Source organism: Rhizobium sp. BK456 (genome assembly GCF_014194045.1).
GTDB lineage: Bacteria > Pseudomonadota > Alphaproteobacteria > Rhizobiales > Rhizobiaceae > Rhizobium > Rhizobium redzepovicii.
On record NZ_JACIAO010000002.1, the window covers coordinates 1 to 24,396 of the forward strand.

At 59.1% G+C, this 24,396-nt stretch carries 20 protein-coding genes and 1 tRNA gene; 11 read left to right on the forward strand and 10 right to left on the reverse strand.

The features are described from left to right. The first annotated feature begins 17 nt into the window (after positions 1-17). A tRNA-Met gene (locus FHX03_RS06300) sits at positions 18-94 on the forward strand. A 274-nt stretch (positions 95-368) separates the two neighbouring features. Continuing rightward, positions 369-1,394 (forward strand): DUF808 domain-containing protein, encoded by a 1,026-nt coding sequence (locus tag FHX03_RS06305; protein WP_097629188.1) that lies wholly within the window; start codon positions 369-371, stop codon positions 1,392-1,394. Between the two features lie 55 nt (positions 1,395-1,449). Here FHX03_RS06305 and FHX03_RS06310 read toward each other — a convergent pair whose 3' ends face one another. Together FHX03_RS06310 and FHX03_RS06315 are read right to left on the reverse strand one after the other, a co-directional pair. Then, positions 1,450-3,246, reverse strand: a complete 1,797-nt coding sequence (locus tag FHX03_RS06310) for an adenylate/guanylate cyclase domain-containing protein (protein WP_183852971.1) — start codon at positions 3,244-3,246, stop codon at positions 1,450-1,452. 57 nt (positions 3,247-3,303) lie between these two features. Beyond that, a complete protein-coding gene (locus FHX03_RS06315) occupies positions 3,304-5,622 on the reverse strand; it encodes a membrane-bound PQQ-dependent dehydrogenase, glucose/quinate/shikimate family (protein WP_183852973.1) in 2,319 nt (772 codons plus the stop codon). A 252-nt stretch (positions 5,623-5,874) separates the two neighbouring features. On the opposite strand from FHX03_RS06315, the gene FHX03_RS06320 reads away from it, so the two are divergent. Beyond that, entirely contained in the window at positions 5,875-6,984 is a 1,110-nt protein-coding gene (locus FHX03_RS06320) for an acyltransferase family protein (protein WP_183853431.1), read from the forward strand. A gap of 372 nt (positions 6,985-7,356) precedes the next feature. After that, positions 7,357-7,656: a hypothetical protein gene (locus FHX03_RS06325; RefSeq protein WP_097629185.1), complete on the forward strand. Its 300-nt coding sequence runs from the start codon at positions 7,357-7,359 to the stop codon at positions 7,654-7,656. A 31-nt stretch (positions 7,657-7,687) separates the two neighbouring features. On the opposite strand, the gene FHX03_RS06330 is transcribed toward FHX03_RS06325, so the two are convergent. Beyond that, on the reverse strand, positions 7,688-8,338 hold the full coding sequence (locus FHX03_RS06330; RefSeq protein WP_097629184.1) for a sugar transferase: 651 nt from the start codon (positions 8,336-8,338) through the stop codon (positions 7,688-7,690). A 454-nt stretch (positions 8,339-8,792) separates the two neighbouring features. Between FHX03_RS06330 and FHX03_RS06335 the strand changes: the two genes are divergently transcribed. After that, positions 8,793-9,545 carry a Crp/Fnr family transcriptional regulator gene (locus FHX03_RS06335; RefSeq protein ID WP_183852975.1) on the forward strand — a complete coding sequence of 251 codons (753 nt, stop codon included), beginning with the start codon at positions 8,793-8,795 and terminating at the stop codon, positions 9,543-9,545. Between the two features lie 79 nt (positions 9,546-9,624). Here the strand turns inward: FHX03_RS06335 and FHX03_RS06340 are convergent, their stop codons facing one another. Further along, positions 9,625-10,647 (reverse strand): glycosyltransferase family 2 protein, encoded by a 1,023-nt coding sequence (locus tag FHX03_RS06340; protein WP_097629182.1) that lies wholly within the window; start codon positions 10,645-10,647, stop codon positions 9,625-9,627. 129 nt (positions 10,648-10,776) lie between these two features. After that, complete coding sequence (locus tag FHX03_RS06345; RefSeq protein WP_097629181.1) at positions 10,777-11,688, reverse strand: glycosyltransferase family 8 protein; 912 nt, start codon at positions 11,686-11,688, stop codon at positions 10,777-10,779. A 69-nt stretch (positions 11,689-11,757) separates the two neighbouring features. On the opposite strand from FHX03_RS06345, the gene FHX03_RS06350 reads away from it, so the two are divergent. Both FHX03_RS06350 and FHX03_RS06355 read left to right on the forward strand, forming a co-directional pair. Continuing rightward, the gene (locus FHX03_RS06350) at positions 11,758-12,003 is read left to right on the forward strand and encodes a hypothetical protein (RefSeq protein ID WP_165503929.1); all 246 of its coding nucleotides are present in this window, start codon (positions 11,758-11,760) and stop codon (positions 12,001-12,003) included. Beyond that, positions 11,997-12,293, forward strand: a complete 297-nt coding sequence (locus tag FHX03_RS06355) for a hypothetical protein (RefSeq protein WP_183852977.1) — start codon at positions 11,997-11,999, stop codon at positions 12,291-12,293. The genes FHX03_RS06350 and FHX03_RS06355 overlap by 7 nt, the downstream gene beginning before the upstream one ends. Positions 12,294-12,481: 188 nt before the next feature. Here FHX03_RS06355 and FHX03_RS06360 read toward each other — a convergent pair whose 3' ends face one another. The 5 genes from FHX03_RS06360 to FHX03_RS06380 form a co-directional block, all read right to left on the reverse strand. Then, positions 12,482-13,951, reverse strand: coding sequence for a hypothetical protein (locus FHX03_RS06360; protein WP_097629178.1), 1,470 nt, complete (start codon positions 13,949-13,951; stop codon positions 12,482-12,484). A 126-nt stretch (positions 13,952-14,077) separates the two neighbouring features. After that, a complete protein-coding gene (locus FHX03_RS06365; RefSeq protein ID WP_097629177.1) occupies positions 14,078-15,457 on the reverse strand; it encodes a polysaccharide biosynthesis/export family protein in 1,380 nt (459 codons plus the stop codon). Between the two features lie 4 nt (positions 15,458-15,461). Further along, positions 15,462-16,424 (reverse strand): glycosyltransferase family 2 protein, encoded by a 963-nt coding sequence (locus FHX03_RS06370; protein WP_183852979.1) that lies wholly within the window; start codon positions 16,422-16,424, stop codon positions 15,462-15,464. After that, entirely contained in the window at positions 16,421-18,187 is a 1,767-nt protein-coding gene (locus tag FHX03_RS06375) for a GumC family protein (protein WP_097629175.1), read from the reverse strand. Before FHX03_RS06375 ends, FHX03_RS06370 begins: the two co-directional genes overlap by 4 nt. Positions 18,188-18,303: 116 nt before the next feature. After that, the gene (locus FHX03_RS06380; protein ID WP_183852981.1) at positions 18,304-19,005 is read right to left on the reverse strand and encodes a sugar transferase; all 702 of its coding nucleotides are present in this window, start codon (positions 19,003-19,005) and stop codon (positions 18,304-18,306) included. A gap of 469 nt (positions 19,006-19,474) precedes the next feature. On the opposite strand from FHX03_RS06380, the gene FHX03_RS06385 reads away from it, so the two are divergent. From FHX03_RS06385 to FHX03_RS06400, 4 genes are all read left to right on the forward strand, one after another. Further along, positions 19,475-20,212, forward strand: coding sequence for a Crp/Fnr family transcriptional regulator (locus tag FHX03_RS06385; RefSeq protein WP_097629173.1), 738 nt, complete (start codon positions 19,475-19,477; stop codon positions 20,210-20,212). Continuing rightward, positions 20,212-21,558: a glycosyltransferase family 4 protein gene (locus FHX03_RS06390; RefSeq protein WP_183852983.1), complete on the forward strand. Its 1,347-nt coding sequence runs from the start codon at positions 20,212-20,214 to the stop codon at positions 21,556-21,558. The genes FHX03_RS06385 and FHX03_RS06390 overlap by 1 nt, the downstream gene beginning before the upstream one ends. Next, complete coding sequence (locus tag FHX03_RS06395; protein ID WP_183852985.1) at positions 21,555-22,799, forward strand: glycosyltransferase family 4 protein; 1,245 nt, start codon at positions 21,555-21,557, stop codon at positions 22,797-22,799. Before FHX03_RS06390 ends, FHX03_RS06395 begins: the two co-directional genes overlap by 4 nt. 78 nt (positions 22,800-22,877) lie before the next feature. After that, complete coding sequence (locus tag FHX03_RS06400; RefSeq protein ID WP_183852987.1) at positions 22,878-24,359, forward strand: lipopolysaccharide biosynthesis protein; 1,482 nt, start codon at positions 22,878-22,880, stop codon at positions 24,357-24,359. Positions 24,360-24,396: the final 37 nt, after the last annotated feature.

Sequence of the window (24,396 nt, forward strand, 5' to 3'; positions counted from 1 at the left end):
AATCAGACTTGCCATGGCGCGGGGTGGAGCAGCCCGGTAGCTCGTCAGGCTCATAACCTGAAGGCCGCAGGTTCAAATCCTGCCCCCGCAACCAAATTCCCTTAGCACAACACCCCAAAACCCGCCTCTCGGCGGGTTTTGGCGTTGATACGGATGTCGCGAAGGTAATCTGCGCGCAACAGCGGCATCCGTCAGTTCAGGCACGTCCTCCGCTGGATGAGAGCGGGCTGAGCCCGTTGCCGGCCGAATAACGGCATTGCCGTCACGATCTGTGCGTGGCATCTTCCCGGCGGTGGATGCCGCGTGTCGCTTCGAGATGATGACGGGTTTTCCGTTTTTTGCTGAGTGTCTTCTCAACGGAGTCTTGAATGAGCGTTGGCTTGATCGCCCTTCTTGATGATATCGCCGCATTGGCCAAGGTGGCTGCGGCCTCGCTTGACGATATTGCCGGCCAGGCAGCCAAGGCGGGCGCGAAGGCGGCAGGCGTCGTCATCGACGATGCGGCGGTCACGCCTCGCTATGTCACCGGATTTTCGGCCGCACGCGAATTGCCGATCATCGGCAAGATTGCGGTGGGTTCGCTGAAGAACAAGCTTCTGATCTTGCTTCCGGCGGCGCTTATTCTGAGCCTCGTCGCACCGCAGGCGATAACACCGCTGCTTATGATCGGCGGACTTTTTCTCTGCTATGAGGGCGTGGAAAAAGTCTACGGACTGGTGCTGCCGCATGCAGCCCACGCCCATGAATCGGCACTCGAGGCGACAAGCCTCGATGCGCAATCGCTCGAAGACGAGAAGGTCGCCGGTGCGATCAAGACCGATTTCATCCTCTCGGCGGAAATCATGGCGATTACGCTAGCCGCGGTTCCGGCAGGCAGCATCTTCGCGCAGGCCTTCATCCTTGCCGTCGTTGGATTGGGCATAACGGTCATGGTCTATGGCGGCGTGGCGCTGATCGTGAAGGCCGATGATCTGGGGCTGATGATGGCTCGTGCACAGACGGCGCATCCGACGGGGCCTTTGCTGCGCGTGATCGGACGAGGGCTGGTCACAGGCATGCCTTATTTTCTGAAAGCGCTCGGCATTGTCGGAACGGCTGCGATGATCTGGGTCGGCGGCGGCATCATCGTTCACGGCCTCGAAGCCTATGGCGTGGCCGGCCTGGCGCATCTTATCCATGATGCCGGGGAGGTGGCCGTCCATGCCGTTCCCGTCCTGGCGTCCGTGCTGCGCTGGACCGTCGAGGCGGCAGGTGCCGGCATCGTCGGTATTGTCGCCGGCTTGATCACGATTCCGGTTGCAGGCTACATCATTTCGCCGATGTGGCGGTGCCTCAAATCACTCCTGCCGAGTCGCCGGCGGAAAGAGGCGCTGGCGGCTGACGGGAAAAAATGAATGCTGCGGGCATCGACGGGCGGCGACGCGACATCGGACTGAGCCGCAGTTTCTGTCAGCATTGACGGAGATCCGGAACCAGCAGTCCCGCCTTGCGGAGTCCTTCGACGCGGCGGTTAAAGTCCTCGGGGTCTCGGAATGGCAGGACGCGGCGGCGGCGTTCGATGGAGAAGTCCGGGTTGATCTGGAGCGCCTTCTCCCACGCCTGTCGGGCATCCTCCGCGCGGCCGAGATGGCCATAACATGATGCCAGCAGGGCGTAAGCCGTTTCCGATTGCGCGTTTTGTTGGAGCCGCTGCGCGATCGCGGCGATGGCTTGTTCATATTCACCGAGAGAAAAGCGCGCATCGGCGAGAAACTGGAACAGAAGTTCCGGATGGTGCGGGTCAAGCCGCATCGATGCATCGAGCGTTTCCAAGGCGCCTGCGGGATCGCCGGAGAAGATCTGGATATGCGCCATCAGTGTCAGGAGTTCAGCCGAGTTGGGCGACAGCGCCAGACCGCGCAGGACTTCTGCCCGCGCCCGGTCCAGGTCGTGGTTCCACATGCAGGCCATGCCTAATGCGAAGTGGCTATTGGGCTGTTCCTCGGCCATATCAACTGCCTGCTGCGCGAGATCCAGCCCGGTCCGCAGCGAACCCTCCGGATCGTCGCTCCAGGCGTTGACGTAGTCGAGCACATGCGTGAAGGAAATGAGGGCTCGGGCCGCCGCATAGTCCGGGTCTACGGCGAGAGCGTCTGCCGCCAGGCTGCGGGCGGCTCTATTCCCGATTCGGTTATGGGCTGACGCCTGCTCACGGCCACGCAACAACAGCTCGTAAGCGCCGACATCGACGGCGCGCCCCTGGGCCAAGCGGTCCTGGTCGCCATGCGTGAGATTGAGCTTCAGCGCTGTGACGATCTCCTGGGTCAGCTCATCCTGAACCGCAAAAATGTCGGTGAGATCGCGATCGTAGCGGCTGGCCCAGATATGTCCGCCATTGCTGGCGTCGATCAATTGGGCCGTCACACGCACGCGGTTGCCGGCCTTGCGCACGCTGCCTTCGAGAACGTAACGGACGCCGAGCGCCTTGGCCATCTCAGGTACCGAGGTTGTTACATTCTTGTAGACGAAGGATGAGTTGCGGGCGATCACGTGCAATTCGGACAGCTTCGAGAGATCGGTGATGATGTCTTCGCTGATCCCGTCGGAGAAATATTCCTGTTCGGCGTCGCCGCTCATATTGTTGAAGGCCAGTACGGCTATGGAGGGCTTGTCGGGAACGGCGATAGCCGAAGGCCGTTTCGGCGCCGGCTGCTCTCCCGGTTGCCGTGCCGACGCCGGCTGCGAGACGGTTCCGACCTGAAGCAGATAGACCCGCATCGGCTCCGCGATATTCTTGAGAGGGACTTTGCCAAGATCGGTCACGGCACATTCAAGCCGCGTTCTCACCTGGCGGTAGGCATCTTCGGAGAGGCAGATGGCGCCGGGCTGGGCAATTCCCTCCAACCGCGCGGCGATGTTGACGCCGTCGCCCATCAGGTCGCCGTCGTTCTCCTCGACAACATCTCCCAGATGGATCCCAACCCGGAACTCGATGCGATGCTCGGGAGGCACGCCGATATTGCGCTCGACCATGGCTGTCTGCACCTCGATCGCGCAGCGCACGGCGTCGACGACGCTGCGAAACTCGATAAGGCTTCCATCGCCGGTGCGCTTGACGATACGGCCATTGTGCACGGCGATCGTCGGATCGACCAAATCGCTGCGCAGGGTTCTCAGGCGCGCCAGGATGCGATCCTCGTCCGCACCGGCGAGACGGCTGTAGCCGACCACATCCGCGACCAGGATCGCCGCCAATTTTCGCGTCACGCTCGTAGCCTCAGTTCCTCATCGGACCAAAATAGCACAGTGTGACCGGCGGCGGCGCTAATCTTCGTCTTTCAAAGAAAAGGCGAACACGTAGTCGCCGTTGTCCCTGGAATATGGCGCTCCGCCAACCGAGATCACCACATATTGCTTGCCGGTTTTCGGCGAGACGTAGGTCATCGGCGTGGCGCTCGAGCCGACCGGCAGCGGATATTTCCAGAGCTCATCACCGTTCGCAGCGTCGTAAGCGCGGATGTAATAGTCCTGGAAGCCAGCAAAGAAGACGACACCGCCGGCAGTCGCCGACGTGCCGGCATAACTCGGCAAGCCCATCGGCATCGGCAGATTGGTTTTGATCTTAAACGGCCCGAGCTGTTCGGCGGTCCCGGCCGGGACCTGCCATGCGATCTTGCGGGTATTCAGATCCACGGCTGTGACGGTGCCGAAGGGCGGCTGCGTGCAGGGAACGCGGAGCCTCGAGGTCCACATTTCGGTGGCCATGCCGTAAGGCGTGCCGCGCTGCGGGGCGGAGGGGCCGTGAGCGGTTGTGGTCAGGGCAAAATCGACATACTCCCCGCGGGGAATGAGCGCGAAGAGGCTGGGCACGCGGATATCGTTCAGGAAGACCCGGTTGTTGGGCAGGTCGATCGACACGCTCCCCCAATTGAGGCCGCCAAGATTTCCCGGCTGCTGGATCGCATATTGCGGGCCGATCGGGGTGAAATCGCCGTCGTAGCGCATCTTTCGAAAGGCGATGCGGCATGCCAACTGATCGAACATCGTCAGTCCCCAGGCCGTCTGCTCCGTCACCCGTTCGGCGCCGATTGTCGGCATGCCTACGGAATAGGGCTGCGTCGGAGACAATTTCTCTTCCGGTGCGCCGCCTTCCTGCGGCACCGGCCTCTCCTGAACCTCAGCAAGGGGTGCACCGGTCTGACGGTTGAGCAGGAAAAGCTGCCCGCGTTTGGTGGTCTGCAGGAGAGCCGGCACGGTGGTGCCATTGCCATCGGGCAGGTCGAGCAGAACCGGCTGGGCCGGCAAGTCATAGTCCCAGATATCGTGATGCACGGTCTGGAACTTCCATCTCTCCCGTCCCGTCGTGACATCGAGCGCCACCAACGTGGCATTGTATTGATCGGCGAAAGCCGGTCGATTGACGCCGTAATAATCTGGGGTGGTATTGCCGAGCGGTGCATAGATGAGGCCGAGCTTGTCGTCGAAAGCCGCCGTCGTCCACATGTTGGGCGTGGCCCTTGTATAGGTCTGGCCCTCAGGCGGGAGTTTGGTGATCTCGGGATTGCCGAGGTCCCATGCCCATTCGAGCTCGCCGGTAACGACATTGAAGGCGCGGATGACGCCCGAGGGTTCGCCAACCTCCTGATTGTCGATGACCCAACCTCCGATGACAATCAGATTGCGGGCAATCAGCGGCGCCGATGTCTGGAAATAATAACCTGACTTGACTTCACCCATGCCTTGGGAAAGCTGCACGGTGCCATTGTCTCCGAAGCCGTTGCAGGGTGCGCCGGTCTTCCTGTCGATCTCCAGCAGGCGGGCATCGATCGTCGTCTGCACCAGACGCTCATTGCAAAGGCCGTCGGCCGATTGGGCCTCCGGTGGCATCTTGTAGTAACCGAGGCCGCGGCAGCGTTGCCAGTATGGCGCCGTCGCCTTCGGATCGAAGGTCCAGCGCGGCTTGCCCGTATCTGCGTCAAGCGCTGCGATCACGTCCGTCGGCGTGCAGGTGTAGATCGTGTCGCCGATCTGCAGCGGCGTGTTTTGATCGGCGCCATCGCTTTTCCCGGTACGGTATGTCCAGGCAAGATCGAGCTTGGCAACATTGCCGCGGTTGATCTGATCGAATGGGGAGTAGCGATCCCCGGCCGTGCTGCGGCCATAGGATGTCCAGTCGGAGGGTGAGTTGTCGCCTTTGGCGGTCTTATAGGCGGGGATATCGGTGGAAGGGCGGATCAGCCCATGCGGCGTTAAAGCAAGGCTGAACCCCGCCGCGAACAGGATGGCCGCAAGCAAAGTGCCGCCATAAAAGAGTTTCCGGTTGGCAGTTGGCGACAGCGACGGCGCAAAGAGAAGTGCAAAGCCCGCCAGCGCGATGGGGGACATCAAACGCGCAAAGAGCGCCCAGAAATTGAAACCCGACTCCCATAGTGCCCAGGGAAGGGTGAGAACGGCGACAAGCAGGACAATGAGGGCGCCTGACACTTGCCGGCGCCACAGCAGAAGCGCGGCAGCCAGATAGGCAAGCCCGGCGATTGCGTAATAGGGCGAGCCGCCGAGGCTGAGCAGCAAGGTGCCGCCTCCTATCAGGCCCAATCCGATAAAGGCGAGAACAATAAAAAACAGGCCAGCCAGAAATTTCATGGTTTCCTCATTTGTATTCGCCGCCCGATCGCCTGGTCCACTCCAACCGTCGCATGGCGCCGCGGAAAGCGCAGGGCTATTGGGTTGTGGTCAGTTGCCTCTTCTTCGGGAGAGGGGCGCTCTCTCGTTCAATTTTTCCTAATGTAGCTCTGGTCACTGACACGCGGTCCCGACCCGGCAATCATGCCGCCGCTGCTCTGCGGCGACAGCTTGCCAATCCAAATCGAGTCAATACTTCTGAAAGGGCCACAGATGTTTCTCGGCGAAAAGCTTGATCTAGCGAAAGGGCGACCGACAGGATTCGATTATATGCGATTACTGTTAGCCTTTTCAGTACTTTGGATACATACGGCCCGCGTTACATACGGCGATGACCTGTTTCTCTGGGAGTCACCTTTCCGTCCTGCCATCAAATCAGTGCTGCCGATGTTCTTCGTCTTGAGCGGATTCCTGGTGGCTGGCAGTCTTGAACGGTCGAAAACATTGATCTCCTTTCTCGGCAACCGATTTATCCGGATCTACCCTGCTCTTGCGGTGGAGGTATTGCTGGCGGCCTTTATACTCGGAGCAATCTATACAGAGTATGACCTGCGTGACTATTTCACCGATCCTCAGTTCTTTACCTATCTGCTGAATGTCACAGGCCACATCCACTTCAATCTCCCCGGTGTATTCCTGAATAATCCCGACGCCGCAATGGTCAATGGGCAGCTCTGGACGGTGCCCTTCGAGCTGGAGTGCTACGCCGCGATCGCCGCCCTGTTTCTGCTCGGCGTGGTCAGGCGGCGGGTGATCGCCCTGATCGCAACGCCGGCTTTGATCATCAGCTTCGGTATCGCAAGGTATTGGAAACACTCGAGCGATTGGGCAACCATGCCCACGACAGCGTCGGGCAATCTGCTCATCTGCGCGTTTCTCGTGGGGGTGACCTTCTATCTGTACAAGGACAAGGTTCTCTGGGATGTGAGGATTTTCCTTGCTTCGGTGGCAATCATATTATGGGCCTACTGGTTCACTTCCTTTGGGGATTTCATTGCCATTCCGGCAATCGGATATGTCACGGTCTTCCTCGGCCTGACCTCGCCCCGCAAGCTTGGCATTCTCAGTGGGGCCGACTATTCCTATGGCGTCTTCCTATACGGCTATCCCATTCAACAGGCGTTCGTAGCGCTCGGACCCTGGGCGCATAACTGGTGGTTGAATGGCATTGTCTGCAGCATCGTTGCGACCTGCTTTGCCGCCTTCTCGTGGAGATTCATCGAAAAGCCGGCGTTGAAATTGAGGAAACAGGTCACATGGCTTGAAAACTTCAGCATCCAACGCGGCGCAAAACAGCAGTTGGCCGCCGCAGTCTCGAAATAGCCTTATCAATGCCGGACATCAGCAGGGCTCGCCAATCACCGGCGAGCCCTGTTTCGTTGAACCGTGGCGATTGTCGGGGGAGGATCATCACCTGTCTTGGTAAGGAGGAGGCTTGCTACACGCTTGTTGACGACGTGCATTAATCTTGCTGCGTGCTGAAAGATCTCTTGGTCCCGGACGATAGAACGGTCCTGGCGGATGAATAGTCGAATATTCTGCGCTTGGTTCGGTCGGCTTACTGAGCGTGTCTTAGGAATATTTTAACAATAATAGATAAAATACTTTAATCGAACTTCGTTTCGACTTTGAGCTTTTGCCATGTCATTGAGGCAGCCGGCGGCTTAAAGGAGGTGTGAAGAGAGGAGCGGATTAATGCTGAAGAGCGCGCTTGTCGTGGTTGCCATCTCCATCGCTGCTGGAGCGACCATTCGCGCCTGGGCCTTTGCAATCTTTGCATTTCTGCTGGTCGTTGCCTTGGGTGCCGTGATCCTGCTGAAAGGCTCCTCCTTTTCGGATGCGATCGCCTACTGCCTCCAAGCGCTCGTCTTGATGGAAGTAAGCTATTTGGCGGGTCTATTCGCCTACTCGTTGTGGGAGCATATGCAAAAGCGCCGGAAACGGAACTCTGTTGCCGAGCGCGCTCCTATGACCGGCAAGCGCCCCCACGGATAATGCTATGAGCATGAGGGAAAATCGAATGACCCTACAGGTCCGTCTTGGGCAGTAAAGCGTGCCTGGAAAGCAGGGCCGCCAGAGTCTTTGCCATGATCATGAAATCCAACGCGAGTGTCCAATTGCGCAGATACTCGACGTCGAGGAAAACTCTATTCTGATAACTGACGTGTTCGCTGATCTGCCAATGACCGGTCAGGCCAGGACGGACTGCGACGTAGGCATAGGTGTGTTCGCCGTAACGGGGCAGTTCTTCTTTGGCAATGGCGCGAGGCCCGACGAGGCTCATCTGCCCAAGTAGCACGTTGATCAGTTGCGGAAGCTTGTCGAGGCTCGATCGCGTCAGGATGTCGCCGACGATCGTCGCATGCAGGCTGGCCGTTGCGTCGGATCGTGTCGTCCGAAACTTGAGGCAACCGAACTCTTTTCCCTTATAGCCGATAAGCCGATGGGATGTGAAAGCGGCGCCCCGATCGCTGAGCATTATAATGACTGCTACCGACAGAAGTAGCGGCGACAGAAGAAATAAAAGAGATGCCGCAATGACAAGGTCTAACGCGCGCTTCAGAATTCTGCTGATCGTATGGGATTTTGACGAATTGAATGGACGCCCTTCCTTGCGCGCCCCGGTGCTACGCCGCCAAGGGTCAGCCGGGTTGATGCCCTGATTTTTTCCCGCCATCCGCGTCTCCGTTGGGCGAATCCCAGAAATACCATCCGAAGCTTGCTTCAATACAGGTTTGATGTCTGTGACCGAGGTCATAATGGTGAATAAATTCTTTATTTCCCAAAGATTTTCTTTTGAAATTTTAAGCTACTGTTTTGCGTTTGAGGATCCATAAACAAAATGTTATTAATATTAGTTAGTGGAGACGATATTATTCTTCTATTTTGTAGATCTGATCTTCAGTTTGCTGATCGTCATGAAGCGTATAAAAGTCAAGTCGTGGTTTAAGATCAAGCGATGAGTTAGAATTCATTTTGAATTTGTTATATATTAATGTGAGTATCAGTCACTATTTGTGTATAAATCCGGATGACTATTTTATAATATTATCATTTAACTTTACAATTTAATGAATTACGAATATCGCCGAATAGCAATAGCTAAATTAGTCTGCATGGAGTTGCGTCGTATGGACGGAGCGATTAGCATCAGAGATAACAAGACTGGCGCGGGCGCGGCGCGAGTAGGCGAAGCGGTTACTTCAGGGCCTGCAGATGTCATATACGGCGGCCGTGGTGATCTGGATCACGAGTTCCCGTTTTGCCGTTCGAGTGTTCGAAAGTTTCGACGGGGTGACGTGATTGCAGGCGCCGGGGACGCCATCGACATGTTCGTCCGCGTCCAGCGCGGAATGGTGAGCGCAAGCACGCCGCTTGCCGATGGACGGGAGTTCATCGTGGAGATGATTCCAAAAGGCGGCTTGATCGGCGAATTGGAGGTGTTGCGCAAGCAGTCCCTCAGCCTGGAATATCGCGCCTCATCAGACTGCGAACTGCACTACTTCGATGGTCGTTTGCTGCGGGACTTGTGTGCGAACGATCCGCAATTTCAGTTGAAGATCCTGTCGAAGGCGCTGGCGCGTGTTTCCGAACTCGAACTGCGGATCATTTCCAACGCCGGATCGAGCCTGAGGCAGAGATTGGCCCGGACGCTGCTGCGCCTTTCTGCCGTGTACAAAGTGGATGCGCAACATGGCGGCGATGAGCTGATCATTTCCCAACATGATCTGGCAGCGACGCTGCCGGCGTCGCGCGAAAAGGTCAATCAATGCCTGCGGCGTTTGCGCGAAAGCAAAGTGGTCGACGGGACGCAGGGCAAAATCCGCATTCTCAATCGGAAGGCGCTGGAAGTCTATGCCGACGGTGTGGCGTCCATCGCTTGAGGACGCCTCGACGAAAGAATGCGGCAGTGAAGCCTCAACAAAACCCGCCTCGGCTGAAGCGGCTTCCCGATAATAGTGGTTAGACGTCGCTTTCGGAGGCATTCTTCCAGTATTTCCAGCCTTCACCCTGAATGAGTCCGTGATTGGAGAGATCCTTCCAGCTGCGGTAGGTGCCCGTATCGTCGTAGACGAAATCATCCTTGTCCTTGCTCGAGGAATATACGGCATATTCCTCCGTGTGCTGGGACCGGTGCGCGGCATCTGCAACCTTGTGAACGAAGGTCGACAGGAACTTGAAATGCAGAAGGGCGCCGGAGACGCCGAGCGCTCCGCGCATGTCGCCCAAATTCAGGGAGAGCGGCCAGACCTGGTGCGATGATTTGAGAAAAAGACGTTCACCTTCGATATAGACGAGAGGAATCTTGTTGAGCGCGGGACCGTCCCAGAGCCGGTCGTGGAAATAGACCCGTCCACGAACACCTCCCTTGATCCATATCGTCCAGTTGCGTTCGTCGAAATGCGCGACATAGCCGGACCGGTCGAAGAGATTGCAGACCTCAAGCGGATTGCGGCCGGGTTCGCATATGTTTTCTAGAACGGGATGCGGGCTGTACATGTCGATCATCACCGAGCGCAGCGAATGGCCGCCGGTGGAATCGATATAGGCGGTCAGTTGATCGATCGGCCTTGTGTCGCAATGCGGATAGACCAGGAACTCGTCGGCATCGACATAGAGAACCCATTTCTCCTGGCAGTGCCGGTTGATGACTTCGTTGATCCAGTCATTACCGAATCTCGCCGCCTTGTAGGATCCGTGGGCAGAAAGAAGGGACACATCGTCGAAGCCGGCCAGCAATTCGACCGTGCCATCTGTCGAGCCGTTGTCGATACAGATGAAGTGCTCGAAGCCGAGATCGCGATAATACTGCAGGAAAAATGCCAGCCGGTGCCCCTCGTCGCGGATGACGCAGATGACGACGTGACGCGCCTGCTTGAGCCCGATGCGCAGCAGGTCGTAGCGAACCTGCCGAGCCTTGAGCGAGCGGCGCAGGCGGGCTTTTGCGTAATGCGAGATACTGGCGGCGGAAGCCCTATAACTCATATTCTGTCCTGACCATTATCCATCCTGCAATGAAGAAATGAATAGTTGCGCGTCCGCCTGCCATCCAAGGGTCGACCGCCATGCTGATATCAGGTGCGCGGCTATTCACCCCCAGGCGGACCACAATGCTCACACGGCGTAATCGCCAACCAGCAGGCTCTGGACCCGCGGATTGGGGCCGTTCGCCTCGATTGCGTGTTTGATGCGCGCCCGCATCGACCGGTACTTATACAGGGCCTTACGATCGATGCTTATGCCGCGATACAGCGAGTCATAAATCGGATGTGCTTTGCGCAGGTCGACATAGACTTGGCTTTCCCGATCGGTCCAGGGAAAGAAGGTGCCATGCCAGGGCTTTGGATGCGCCATATAATGGACGATCGACAGGGCGGACATGTTGACCAGGTGAAGGAACTGTTTGGGAAAGTTCCAGCGGTTCGATACGAGGATGAGCGATGAACCGCAGACATAATTTAATGCGCCCTGGTCATGTTTGCCCTCGCAGGCCTCGGGATTTCTAGCAAAAAGCTCAAGCGCCTCCTGTCCGATCCAGCCGTTACGGTGGAATTTCAGGACACCCGCGTTGAAATAGTGGCTGTTCTTTCCGGTGTCGAGAAAGTCGTGGATCGCCGTGTAATCGCGCGCCGCGAAAAACCTGCCCTCGGGCACAACCGCATTTTCGAGCCCGCCGAGATCGCTGACGATCTGTGTGTCCCCATCGAGGTAGATGATCTGGGTATAGTTGGCAGGCAGGATCTCGCAAAGCACCAGCTTGGCCATGGTGCTGACGCTGATACGTCCCTGGAAATGCGATCCATCGAGCTTGCCGAGCGAATCCTGCAGCGCTTCGGTCGCATCGATCAAGTCGACCCCGCTCGTTGCCAGCAGGGCTTTCAGTTCGTCGAAATTATCGAGATGTTCCGACATGAGGACACAGACATCGGTCGCGGGGCTTGTGAATTTGCGAGCCTGCAGCGCCGAGAGAATAGTCGGAAATGAATATTCGACATCCGTGACGTAGACGACGCACTGATTGTTCATGTCTTCACCTTTCCGATTGTCCGCAACAGGAATGAATCGCTGTCGCCTTCCAAGTCGAGGGAACAGTTGTTGATTGAGCCAAAGGGCCTGTCGTATGAAAGCCCGGTCCGGTATATATTGCCGAGATGCAGTCTCGGTCGTTGGCTGATCGGCGTATGGCTGCCGGCGATTTTCGTGTGTTTCATTGTTGAGATATTCACCATGAAGAATGCCCTGCCTGCGATGACGCTGCGTTTCGATATCTTCTTGCCTGGCACGACGATGGGGGTCGGAGCGCTTGTTGGGCTGCAGCGAGAAGAGGTATTTGGATGCTGATCACCGCGTTCATCGCCGCCGTGATTTCGATAGCTGCCGGTGCTTGCATCCGCGCCTGGGCTTTCGCGATCTTCGCATTGCTTGTGGCAATCGGCTTCGGCGGCGTGGCCTTCGTGGATGGGTCCTCCGCGGTAGCGGCGATCGGATCCGGTATCGCGATCCTCGTGCTGATGGAGATCGGCTATCTCACGGGCGTCTTCCTGTCGGGTGCCCTGCGACGGAATGCCAGACTGCGGCAGAGCAATTCCGCAAACAGGGTCTCTGCCGCCAGCGAGCGTCAGCAGAGCTGAAATTGAGACGGATGCTGCAGCATATCCTTCCCCGGATCGCGGTCTGGGATCGTTTGCGACCGGCAGCCTGATTTCACCGGTAATCCCTGGAGGATGTGGCGCGGCCGAGCAGCCGCGAACCTGTGTTCGCCCGAGTCCGGCTGCGCCAAGCCGCCATTCGGCGCCATCGCGAAAGTCCCGAGCGGGCGTCATGGTGTTGAAAACATCGGCGCTCTCAAAGGAGATGCCGATGCCTCCAGGGGACGTCGGTTCGCCGGCGATGAGGCCGCCCGATGCCGCGGCACATAAGCTCCGGCAAGGCAGCCCGCGGCCAGCCCCGCCGAAGTGCTGAACAGCAAGCCGAGATCCGTGCCGCTTCCCGATATCGCTGCGGAGCCGATCTGTGCGATGGATGCCATCACAGCGGAGGTTCCGATCGCGTGGGTTTCCCGGTCGCCGGATTTGTGCCGGCCGGCTGCCCTCACCAAGCTGTACACGAAGACGGCGAACAGGGCGGTGCCGGTCAATCCGACATTGGACAGCAACGCGGCGATGAAGCTGGAAGCTCGAACCGTGCCCAATCCTGCGCCGAAAGTGGCGGTATCGACGAATGCAATCAATGCCAGGGTGTTCCAGGCGGTGCGCTCTTCGCCGGACTGCGATTGCAGTTTGTCCGATACGGTGGTGGTCAGGAGACCGGCGATGGAATTCCACGCATCGGGGACAAGGCTGAGCGCGGTGATGGCGCAGGGTATGAAAAACAGCGTGATCGCAAGGAAAGTCACGTGCGGGGTCGTGGCGGAACCGCCGATCAGTCGTTTCAGGCAGAACAACACGAACATGCAGACAAGAAAGACGCCCGCGACATAGGCGGTTGTCGAGGTGCAGAGCACGATGGTCGGTCCGATCAGAAGAGTTGCCAACCCCGCCATGCGGCTTTGGACGCGCTCCAGCCATAGCATGAGTGTGAAGGCGAAATAGGCCAATGCAACGGCGCCATAAGCACTTGCTTCGGGAAAGGGGCCGACGATGCGCTTGAAACCGTGGATGGTCTCGGCCGTGTGCATCGTATAATTCGCATTTCTGATGATATCGAGCAGCTGGGCCTGGCCGATCTGGAACGTTGCGAGGTCGATCAGCGCGAAGGCAAAACATGCTATCGATGCGACGATCAGCTGCCGCGCGATGAACCGGCCATATCCCAACCGGGCAAGTCCGGCGACGACGGCGAAGCAGGCGAGGTCGCCGAGAAGATAGACGGACTGGCTGATATTGGATGAACCCGGAGCCAGTGGAGCCGCTACCGTCGACATCATCCCCGAGGGGTCTCTGGCGGAGGAGTAAACGAGGGTCGCGCCGGCAAAAATACGGGGCAGGAAGAAGGACGACACCACGGAGAACAGGATGTAGCAGGCAAACCAGAAGCCGGGGCCGGGATAGGCGATGCTGGCGAGCGTCGCTTGCATCTGAACCGGGCGCAGCAAGACCGTCATGACCAGAAAGAGCACCAGAAGATGGCTCGGCTGGATGCTGCTGCCGCCGAGCGCCGGCAACTGCAGAGCCGCTGCGGCACCGAGCAGCGTCGAAAGGCAAAGGGCGGTGACGGCAAAACGCGCGCCGTTCAGCATGCTGAGCACGCCAAGCAGCAGAACCACGAAACCGATCGGCTCTATCGACATGCTTCAGATCCCAAGCAGAAGAATGAGCGGCCGAGGCCTGGCATTTGCCGAAAAGTGGCATCCAGCTTTCGGCAGGATGTGCGAGGCGAAAGCCCGCCGGCTGTCGTCGATGATCACAATCGCCTCCTAATTCGATCCGGTCCGGGATATCCAGCCGGGAGCGGAGCGATTGTCTCGGGCCACATCGGATGACGGGACCGTCGAGCTCTGCTTCTGCGGTGCTGTCTGCGGCGATGAGGATGGCGCTTGAGGGGCCGTGTCCAGACCGACCTCGACGAGGTCATGCGGTAGCAATGCGGTTTGCTCGTCCGCCACGATGTCGCGGGAGGTTCCGTCATCGTTGCGACGCACGATCCTGTAGTTCTTTTTTGCCCGGCCGAGCCCCGGCGCGTCCGTGTTGATCTGGGCGAGCTGAGCGTCGTAGCCGGCCTGTTCGCCGAGGAGCTGGGCTACCTGGATATCGATCGCCGCCCTGCCGATCGCGAGATTGACCTGGTTCAGTAGGTCCTGGTTTTCGCTGTTCTGCCTGTTGACGATGTTGATCTTGGAACGGTCGGCTTCGCTGAGGCCTTGGCGAGCCGTGGTCAGGGCGACTTCGAGATCGATCAAGGTGCCCTGCGCATCCGCCACCCAGCGGTCGACAGAGACCTGGCGGGAATTGCTGACGAGGCCTTTGCTCACCAGGCTGTTGACATTGTCCAGTTCCTTCTGGGCGAGGTCGATCTGCCGTTTTTGCGAACTGATCTTGGCCGTGAGCGATTCGACCTGTTGGCCATAGAGGCGGGTCAGGTCATTCGCCGCTTCGATCCGGCTGTCGATATCGACGCGCCGCAACCGCATCAGGTTCAATTCCTGTGCCTTCAACTTGTCGACGTCGGGCGTTCCCACCAGTTCGTCGGGGATCTCGAAACTCTGTTGGCCGGCGATCTCGGCGCGCAACCGCGCCTGTCGCATCAGGAGATCGCGCCGGTTGATAACGGCCGTCCGGTAGGCGCCGGCAGCCTGGATCCGGTCGCGCTCGAAATAGGTGTTGTCCTCGCGTTCTCTGAGGAAGCCGCCGGCGATGCTGACGGCCTTCATCACCGTCATGTTGGGTTCAAACGGATAGCGGCCGGGGGTCTGCACGGTTCCGGTCACGAAAATCGGTGCATGCTCGGCAATCTCCAGGGCGATATACGGCTTGCCCGGAAGTGCGGATTTTTCGGCCAGCGCGCTGGCAATGGCATCGGCAAGCTGCTCGGTCGTCTTTCCATTCGCCTGCAGGTGGCCAGCGATCGGGATCGACAGATTGCCGGCATCGTCGATGGTATAGACGCCATCGAGGGCCTCCCAGCTGGCATAGCGGGAATCCGACGACCGCCATTCGACGACACGCAGTCTGACCTTGTCTTCCGGCACGAGAGTGAATGTCTGCGCGTGGGCGACGCTCCAGCCGGTCAGGCAGGCGAATGCCAGCAGGGTGAGTGCCGTGGAAACGAGGCGATCGAACAAGGATCTCGGCTGCATTGGTCTATCTCCGCTTCGTTGCGATCGACGGTGAACGCATTTCGCGCGGCGACGGAGTGCCGAATTCGAGAATGCGGGACGGAGAGGCGCGACCGACAAGAAGGTCGGATAGCGCTAGTAAATTGCCGTTCAAACGTCCCCACCGGTCGATCAGCCGATCCTTCAATAGGATGCCTGACATATTGGCCAGGATGTTGCGGCCGATCTGCGCGATTGCACGGCCTTTCGACATCGTGCCCTTGCGGATCAGGTAGACAGGATTGGCGACTTGCGAATAGCCAAGCCTTCGGCCGGGCTGGCGTCCGGATCTGACGCCGAGATGCACGCCGCGGGCGCCTTCGACATAGACGGACCGGCCGTGGCGGGCGATGGATCTGCTGAAATCGACATCTTCGAGCCAGCCGTAAAGCGGCAACTGCTCGTCGAAGGTCAGGGCGTGCTCGACAACGGGCGCAAGGCGAACCGCCATGTTGCATCCATAGGCGTTGTAGACATCCGCCACATGCTCGGCGCCTTCGCCTGCGGTATGGAGAACCTCCAAGGCCTTCGCCATGCTGAGGCCCCCGTCGAGGACGCCGTCGGCCAGCACCTCGCCGGTGGCGATTGCCACCTCCGGCTTTGCCGCAAAGACGGCCGCCATGCGCGACAGGAAAGTCGCGGCGGGAATGAAGTCGTCATCGAGGAAGATCAGAACGTCTGTATCAGCCGCAGCGGCCTGGATGATCCTGTTGCGCTGGGCGGTCAGGCCGCGGCTGCCGACGATGACGTCCAAATCGCGGCGGTCGGCAAGCCCGGCCGCGTCCTCGATGAGGGGCACGCAGACGATGAGCCGTTCCGCCTGATCCGGCAAGCCGGTGAGATAATCGATCGTCTCCCGCAATATCGAAGGGCGACCCGCCGAGGCGATCCCCAAGGCAATTCGCAATGGACGGCCCTGTTTTGCTGTTCCTGCCGAAGGTGAGATCATGACTCTATTCTTTTCGGTGCATGGTTGATGACCGCGCCGAGGATCTCAGCGCCGACATTGCGCATGGTCTCGATGACGCGCAGGGTATCGTCGATCGAGGTGCGCCCATGCGAGGTGACGACGAGGACGCCATCCAGCTCCGGCGCGATCGCATTGGCATCGGGGGAAGTCGAGAAGGCGGAAATATCGACGAATACGGCGTCGAATTCCTTTTTCAGGTCGGCGAAGCTCAACTGCGTACGGCGGGAGCTTAGCCGAACGGCCGGCGTCACGGCTTCCACCTTGCCGAGCGGAAGGAATTTCAGGGTCGGGGTGAGGGGCAACGCCGCCGTCCGGATGAGTTCGCCATTGTCGAGCACATTGACGAGACCTGTGGAACTATCAGGCGCGATCGATTTGCTGAGCGAGGAATTCTGCGCTGCCGCATCGATGAGCAGTGTGTGCGCCCCTGACATCGACGATAGCACTGCCAGTTCGCATGCAATGGTCGATGTCCCGCTGCCGGGATCGACGGCGACGATTCCGATGACGACGCGGCGTTTGCGCCGAAGGCCGACGACGGTTGCGCTCAATTCCGCCATGCCGGGAATAACGGGATAGGCGGCCGTATCGATGCTGCCCGCGTCGGCGGCGAGGACGCCGGCTGGATGCCCACTGCGGTTCTGCTTCGATCTTGCCAGCAAGGTAACGATGGACACTCCGCCGACATCCGCGATCTGCTGAGGACGGACGATCCGGCGGTCGCCGGCGTGCCTTACCATGGCGAGTGCCAAGCCGACGCCGAGGCCGACCGCCCCGGCAAAGGCGAGGATGAGCGTGCTGCGCGGCCTCGCCTTCGAAAGAGGCAGCGTGGCGCGCGAGACGATCGTGGCGTCGGATACGGGGTAGGTTATGCGCTGCTTGGCCTCGGTAAGCTGGGTCAGCGTGCTTTCATAAAGCGTGCGGCGGGCATCGGTCGCGCTCTGCAGCTCCGCAAGCTTGAACTGGTCGCGCGGGTTGCTGTTGAATGTGTTCAGGGCGCTGGAGGCATCGGCGAGACCGCGCTGCTGCTCCCTCACGAATTTTTCCAGCCAGTCGCTATATTGCCGGGAGGAATCGGCCTTCATTGCGATGTTCTTCTGGATATATTGCCTTGCGAGCGTATCGGCGATGGCGACCGCCTTCTGAGGGGTCGACGCTGCGGCTGATATCTCGATGATCGTGGAATTCCCGATCCGGCGTAAGGCCATCATGTTCTGCAGCGTGGCAATTGCCAGGTCGTGCAGCTGTTCCTGCTCCGTCCGCGGTCTGGATGGCGTATCACTCGCTCTGATGCCAGCCGCTTCCTGCCCCGTATCCACTTGAGCAGAAACTCCCAGAAGCCAGTCCTTCGACTTGTCCAGAAGCGAAGGTTTCCAATCGACAAAGTCGGGATCGCTATCAAGATCGAGCGCTCTTACCGTTCCGTCGACGACATCGCTTGATCTGGCAATCTCCAGCTGCCCTTCGATGAATGCGTCTTCCGCGAAGGCTCTTTGAGCTTCGGAGCTGTTCACCTGAGGGAAGATCACAAGTTGCGTGCTGGCAACATAAGTCGGCGCGGCGGTGAGAAGGTAGCTGCCGGCGATGACAAGGAAGGCAAAGGTCGTGGCCAGGATCCATAGCCAGCGCATTCTGAGAAAAAACAGCATGTCCCGCAGGGTCAGCGGTGAGTTCCCGCCAGCGGCTGCGGCGGCAGGCAGGGATATCGGGGAAACACCGCTGAAGATCGTGCTTGAGGTCATGTCGTCCAAATCCAAAATGGCGAGATTACGGAGTTACGAGATACTGGCAGCCTGGAGAGGACGAAGGGGTAGCGTATCTTCCGACGGACATGATCGGCAGCTTTCCCCTCTAATGCTCAGTACGAGCCACGCTGCGAAAACAGAGCTGGGATGGTCTTGGCGATGATGATCAAGTCCCGGCCGAGCGACCAGTTATTGAGGTAGTGCACGTCGAGGGAAACCCGGTGTTCATAGCTGACATCGTTGCGCCCGCTGGTCTGCCAGTGACCGGTCAGTCCAGGACGGACGGCCATGTAGGCCCAGATGTGCTCGCCGTAGCGCGGCAATTCTTCAGCGGTGATCGGCCGCGGGCCGACCAGGCTCATTTCGCCGCGCAGGACATTGAACAACTGGGGGAGCTCGTCGAGGCTCGACCGTCGCAGAATGTCGCCGACGGCGGTGATCCTCGGATCATCCTTCAGCTTGCGCGTCGCTTCCCATTCGCTGCGCGCAGCCGCGCTGTTTTGCAGCAATTCGGCAAGCTGCGCGCTCGCATCGGTCTTCATCGTGCGAAACTTGAGGCATCCGAACGGCGCTCCGCCGAAGCCGATGCGCGTATGGGAATAGAAGACCGGGCCGCGGTCGGAGAATTTCACGATCATTGCGACGAGCAGCAGAAGTGGGGAAAGCAGGATCAGGGCGGTGATCGCCAACAGAAGGTCGAGCGCGCGCTTGACCGATCTACCCGCTGCACGAGGTCGGGACGCATGGAGGCCGCCGCCTTTCGCAGGCCTTCCGACACGCGACCATGCCTCGAAACTATGTGCATCCCATGCCATTGGGGTCTCCAAAACTTTCCGATTAAGAACCGTTCAAAGTTTGCTGCGCCGCACTCTTGTTGTCTGTTACCAAAGTCATAATCCTTAATAAATACTTTATGCTACGAAACCGCAGAAGAGAGATCCGATCGTGGCGTCTGGCAAATTATTTTCATTCTAAATCAGGATATAAACTACCCAGTCGTGGTTAAGGCGCGTAGATACACCTATATTTATGATATCATCATTCGGATTAGTGATATTTTTAATCAGCAAGACTTTTTAATAAGCGAAAATTTCCGTCAAATGGGCTTTATTTGATCTTATCGAGGCTATTAACGAGACAAATGATGTATTTTTGTGTTTTCAACTAATTGTAATCTCAATATTTACGTAAACTCTCGGCGATGTTATTTGACTTCGATATTAAGGCAATATAAATGATGCAGTGCAGCATTCTTATCGTTATTCGAGTATTGGAGTTATGCGCATGGACGGGGTGACGCACGCATCAGACCGCAGGGCCGGCATCGGCAAGCCGACGATATCGGCGAGCGGCGGCATTCATCTCGGCAGCCGCATCGTGCTTGACGATGAATTTCTTTCCTGCCGATCGAGCGTCCGGCGTTTCCGGCGCGGCGAGGTCATTGCCGGGGCCGGCGTCCTGATCGATATGTTCGCGCGCGTACATTCCGGGGTGGTCAGCGCAAGCACGATGCTGCCCGACGGCAGGGAATTCATTGTCGAGATCATTCCGAAATCAGGCCTGATCGGCGAGCTCGAGGTTCTGCGCAGGCAGACGCTGAGCCTCGAATACCGAGCCGGCTCCAACTGCGAGCTGCATTTCTTCGAAGGTCGCCTGTTGCGCGACATGTACGCCAGCGATGCCTCCTTCCGCGAAAAGGTCTTTTCTAGGGCGCTGGCGCGTATTTCGGAGCTTGAACTCCGGATCATTTCGAATGCGGCGTCGAGCCTGCAGTCGAGACTGGCCAGCACACTGCTCCGGCTTTCGGCTGTTTATGGAAAAGACGCAGCAAACAACGGGGACGAACTGATCATCTCCCAAAATGACCTGGCCGCGACGTTGCCGGCGTCGCGCGAGAAGGTCAATCAATGCCTTCGGCGCCTGCGGGAAGGCAAGATCATCGACGGGGGGCAGGGCAAGATCCGCATTCTCAACCGCAAGGCGCTTGAGGCCTGTGCCAACGGCGCGGTTTTGGTGAAGTAATGCGCCCGTCGCTTTCCGAGGGCCTCCGATCCACTGCAAGCATTGGCCGCTTTCCCGGCCCCCGCACGGCAAAGATCGATCGCGTGGTCGTCATCGACGACTATTCGGTGGCCAGAGGCGGCGCGACAGGCCTGGCGGTACTGTCAGCCAAGCTTTTTCGCGGGCTCGACATCCCCGTTACCTATATTAGCGGGGATGACGCGGCCAATGCGGAGCTTGCCGCACTCGGCGTCTCGATGGTCGGGCTGAAGAGCCGCGACCTGCTCAGCGCCGAGCGTGCGAAGGCATTCGTCACCGGCATTCACAATGGAGCCGCCGTCCGCATGGTGGCGAACTGGATTGCCGAAAACGATACCGCCAACACCGTCTACCATGTGCATGGCTGGCACCAGATCCTGTCTCCTGCGATTTTCAAGGCGCTGGCGCCGGTCGCCGGACGATGCGTGGTTCACGCGCATGATTTCTTCACGGCCTGCCCCAACGGCGCCTTCTTCGACTATCAGGCGCAGGAAATCTGCCTGCGACGCCCGCTTGGCGGAGGCTGTATTGCGACGGCCTGCGACAAGAGAAGTTATTCGCACAAATTGTGGCGGGTTGCCCGCGGCTCGAATATCCTCCGGCTCCTGAAGGGGCAGGCCGAATTCGGCCGGATCATCCTGCTGCATGAGAAGATGGCGAGCTTTCTCGTCGACACCGGCTATCGGCCGGAACGGCTGACGACGATCCGCAATCCCGTCGCTCCACTCTCCATCAATCGCATCGAAGCGGAAGCCAACGACGAGTTCGTGTTCATCGGACGGCTAGACGAGGAAAAAGGCGTTGAGGACGCCGTCGCCGCCACGCGCCGAGCCGGTGTCAGGCTCTGCGTGATCGGCGACGGGCCGCTGATGTCGCGGGTCGCAGCGTCGGGAGATCACGTCAGGGCGGTCGGCTGGCAGTCGCATGCGGAGATCGGCCCGATCATCCGCAAGGCGCGTGCGCTGTTGATGCCCTCGCGTTATCCCGAGCCGTTCGGTCTCGTCGCTATCGAAGCGGCGAGGAGCGGTCTGCCGGTCATCATGTCGCGTAGCGCCTTTCTCGCCGAAGAAATGGAAAGAGCCGGCATGGCGCTTGCCTGCGATACGGCCGATGAAAGCGCCTTTGCCGAGACTTTGACGCGATTCAGTCAAATGTCCGCGCAAGAGGTTCGCGCCATGAGCGAGCGGGCCTTGCAGCTGTCGCCGGATCTCGCCTCGACACACGAGGAATGGCGAGATGCGCTTCTTGCCGAATACCAAAGCCTGATTTCGACGAACGCGGTTTCCGAGCCGGCAGACGGTGTGGCGATACAAGGAGTACTCAGTTGACCCTTAAAGCAGCGACCTCTCTCCCCGACGCGAGGGCATTTCTCCCCGATGCGCCTGTTATGGCGAAAAGACGCGTCACCGAGGCGGGAACCTCAAAAGAGAGCGGGCAACTTCGTGTCGCCATCGTGCATTACTGGCTCGTTTCGATGCGCGGCGGCGAGAAGGTTCTGGAAGAGCTGTGCCGGATGTTTCCGCAAGCGGATATCTTCACCCTCGTCTGCAACCGGGATCGCATCAGCGATTTTCTGAAGACGCGCAACATCCGCACGTCCTTCCTGCAGAAGATCCCCGGCGCGCAGCGTCACTACACCAAGATGCTGCCGTTGATGCCCTTTGCGCTCGAGCAGTTCGATCTGCAGGATTACGACCTAGTGCTGTCGAGCGAATCCGGCCCCGCCAAAGGCATCATCACACGCGCCGACGCTCTCCATGTCTGCTACTGCCATTCGCCGATGCGCTATATCTGGGATCAGTTCCATGTCTATCGCCATGGCCTGCCCTGGGTGGGACGTGCCCTGATGTCGATTACCGCGCCCATGCTGCGCGCCTGGGACGTGACGACGTCCTCGCGCGTCGATGTGTTCGTCGCCAACTCCGAATATGTCGCAAGCCGCATCCGACGGTTCTACGACCGGGACTCCGTCGTCATCCATCCGCCGGTTGCGACCGATGATTTTGCCGTGGGCAAGGGAAAAGGCGAATTCTACCTCTATGCGGGACAGCTGACCACCTACAAGCGGCCGGATATCGCCGTGCGCGCCTGCACCGAGGCCGGCCGGAAACTGGTGGTGATCGGTGAAGGCGAACAACTCCCTTACCTGAAGTCGATCGCCGGACCGACCGTTCAGTTTCTCGGCCATCAGCCTTTCAACGTGCTGCGCGACCACCTGTCGCAATGCAGGGCCTTGTTGTTTCCGGGCACGGAGGATTTCGGCATCCTGCCGGTTGAAGCGATGGCATCAGGGCGGCCGGTTTTGGCCTTCGATGCGGGCGGCGCCCGGGAAACCGTATCCGCCCCGCAGGTCGGCTTTCGCTTTGCCGAGCAGACGACGGAAGCCCTTTTGGAAACGATGGCAGCATTCGAAGAGGTCGAGGACGACATCGATCCGCATGCAATCCGCGCGCATTCGCTGAAATTCTCCTCAGCCGTATTCCGCGATCGTCTGTCCGGTCTGATTGAGCAACAACTGTCCAGCCACGCAGACGGAGCTGCCGGCGTCTTCAGAAGACGGGCGGGTTGAGGGGAAAAGAACGGAGCAGCCCGCCTTGCAGCCCCGACCGCCGTCTCAACCCCTCGACGAGAAATAGATAAACCGATCATGTCAAGCGTATCTCAGAGGACGGCGACGGCGAGCATCTGGACGATCAGTGGAAAATTCCTCGCGCGGATGCTTGATTTCGTCAGCCTCCTTGTCCTGGCAAGGCTGCTGAGTCCTGCGGATTTCGGCCTAGTCGCCATCGCGACGTCGGTCCTGGTTATCGTCGAGGCAATCCTGGACCTGCCGTTGACCCAGGCGCTGATGCGTCAATCGTCGCCTTCGGACGAGATGTTCGCCACGGCCTTCACCCTCAGCCTGCTGAGAGGGCTGGCCATCAGCCTGCTGATGATGATCATCTCCTGGCCAATGGCGCTGGTCTACAACGATCCTCGGCTTTTCGCCCTTGTCGCCGTTCTCTCGATTGCGCCTGCGATGCGCAGCGTGGTCAGCCCGCGCATGGTTCTTTTCATGCAGCGGTTCGATTTCAAACGCGAGTTCGCGCTCGATCTCATCGCCAAGGGATCGACATTGCTGTTCGGGGTGGGGGTAGCTGTCGCAACAGGCAGCTATTGGGGGCTGGCGATCGGAGCGGTCGCCGGCCCGACCGCGGCGATGATCACCTCCTATGTTCTTGCGCCGATGCGACCGACGTTCAGCCTTTCCGAATGGAAGCATTTTCAGGACATGATCAGCTGGAATACCGTGTCGCAGGTGTTGAGTTCGATCAACTGGCAGCTGGACCGGCTGCTTCTGCCGCGTTTTACCGGCCTGTCGACATTCGGCGCCTTCAGCGTCGCCGACAATATCGCCGGTATTCCGTATCAAACCTTCGTCGGACCGTTGCTGCGCCCGCTGATGGCGGCCTTCTCCACGGTGGAAGACCGCCGCAACCTGATCGCCGCCTATCTGAAGGCGACGAATGCGATCACCTTCGTCGCGGCACCCATTCTCATTGCGCTTGCCCTTCTCGCCGAGCCGACCGTGCGCATCCTCGTCGGCGAGAAATGGGCATCGGCCGCGCCAATCCTGCAGTGGCTGTGCCTTGTCAGCCTGCTTGGTCTTCCCACAAACATGATGCCACCATTGGCGATGGTCATGAACAATACCCGTTATGTCGCTCTCAGGATGTTTGTCGAGTTCGCCGTCAGGGTCCCGGTCACCATTTTGGGCATCGCCTATTTTCAGGTGTCGGGGGCACTCGGCGCGCGGATCGTGGCAGTCCTCGTCGCCTATGGCGCATCGCTCGTCATCACACGGCGGCTGATCGGCGCGAGTTTTGCCGCGCAATTGAAATCCTTTTTCCGGCCGCTGGCCGCGAGCCTGCCGATAATCGCCTTCCTGCTCTGGGTGGGGCCAATGCTCGTCGCCATGCCTGTCGGCGTCACTCTTGTCGTCTGTGTCGCGCTTTGCGGCGGGGTGGCAGCGGGCATTTTCTGGGCTGTCGCCTTGCTGCTGTGGCAGATGGTCGGAAAGCCCGACGGCATCGAGACCATTGTCGTTCAAAGGCTGATGCCGCGACGAAACGAGGTTCTCACCTCATGATCGAGGCAAATGCCCCCCGCCGATTGTGTTCAAGCGT

Bases quoted from the DNA above. Each gene is read 5' to 3' on its own strand.
- FHX03_RS06305 (WP_097629188.1), top strand. From the start codon at position 369: ATGAGCGTTGGCTTGATCGCCCTTCTTGATGATATCGCCGCATTGGCC.
- FHX03_RS06315 (WP_183852973.1), bottom strand. From the start codon at position 5,622: ATGAAATTTCTGGCTGGCCTGTTTTTTATTGTTCTCGCCTTTATCGGA.
- FHX03_RS06320 (WP_183853431.1), top strand. From the start codon at position 5,875: ATGTTTCTCGGCGAAAAGCTTGATCTAGCGAAAGGGCGACCGACAGGA.
- FHX03_RS06325 (WP_097629185.1), top strand. From the start codon at position 7,357: ATGCTGAAGAGCGCGCTTGTCGTGGTTGCCATCTCCATCGCTGCTGGA.
- FHX03_RS06330 (WP_097629184.1), bottom strand. From the start codon at position 8,338: ATGGCGGGAAAAAATCAGGGCATCAACCCGGCTGACCCTTGGCGGCGT.
- FHX03_RS06335 (WP_183852975.1), top strand. From the start codon at position 8,793: ATGGACGGAGCGATTAGCATCAGAGATAACAAGACTGGCGCGGGCGCG.
- FHX03_RS06340 (WP_097629182.1), bottom strand. From the start codon at position 10,647: ATGAGTTATAGGGCTTCCGCCGCCAGTATCTCGCATTACGCAAAAGCC.
- FHX03_RS06345 (WP_097629181.1), bottom strand. From the start codon at position 11,688: ATGAACAATCAGTGCGTCGTCTACGTCACGGATGTCGAATATTCATTT.
- FHX03_RS06355 (WP_183852977.1), top strand. From the start codon at position 11,997: ATGCTGATCACCGCGTTCATCGCCGCCGTGATTTCGATAGCTGCCGGT.
- FHX03_RS06360 (WP_097629178.1), bottom strand. From the start codon at position 13,951: ATGTCGATAGAGCCGATCGGTTTCGTGGTTCTGCTGCTTGGCGTGCTC.
- FHX03_RS06365 (WP_097629177.1), bottom strand. From the start codon at position 15,457: ATGCAGCCGAGATCCTTGTTCGATCGCCTCGTTTCCACGGCACTCACC.
- FHX03_RS06370 (WP_183852979.1), bottom strand. From the start codon at position 16,424: ATGATCTCACCTTCGGCAGGAACAGCAAAACAGGGCCGTCCATTGCGA.
- FHX03_RS06375 (WP_097629175.1), bottom strand. From the start codon at position 18,187: ATGACCTCAAGCACGATCTTCAGCGGTGTTTCCCCGATATCCCTGCCT.
- FHX03_RS06380 (WP_183852981.1), bottom strand. From the start codon at position 19,005: ATGGCATGGGATGCACATAGTTTCGAGGCATGGTCGCGTGTCGGAAGG.
- FHX03_RS06385 (WP_097629173.1), top strand. From the start codon at position 19,475: ATGGACGGGGTGACGCACGCATCAGACCGCAGGGCCGGCATCGGCAAG.
- FHX03_RS06390 (WP_183852983.1), top strand. From the start codon at position 20,212: ATGCGCCCGTCGCTTTCCGAGGGCCTCCGATCCACTGCAAGCATTGGC.
- FHX03_RS06400 (WP_183852987.1), top strand. From the start codon at position 22,878: ATGTCAAGCGTATCTCAGAGGACGGCGACGGCGAGCATCTGGACGATC.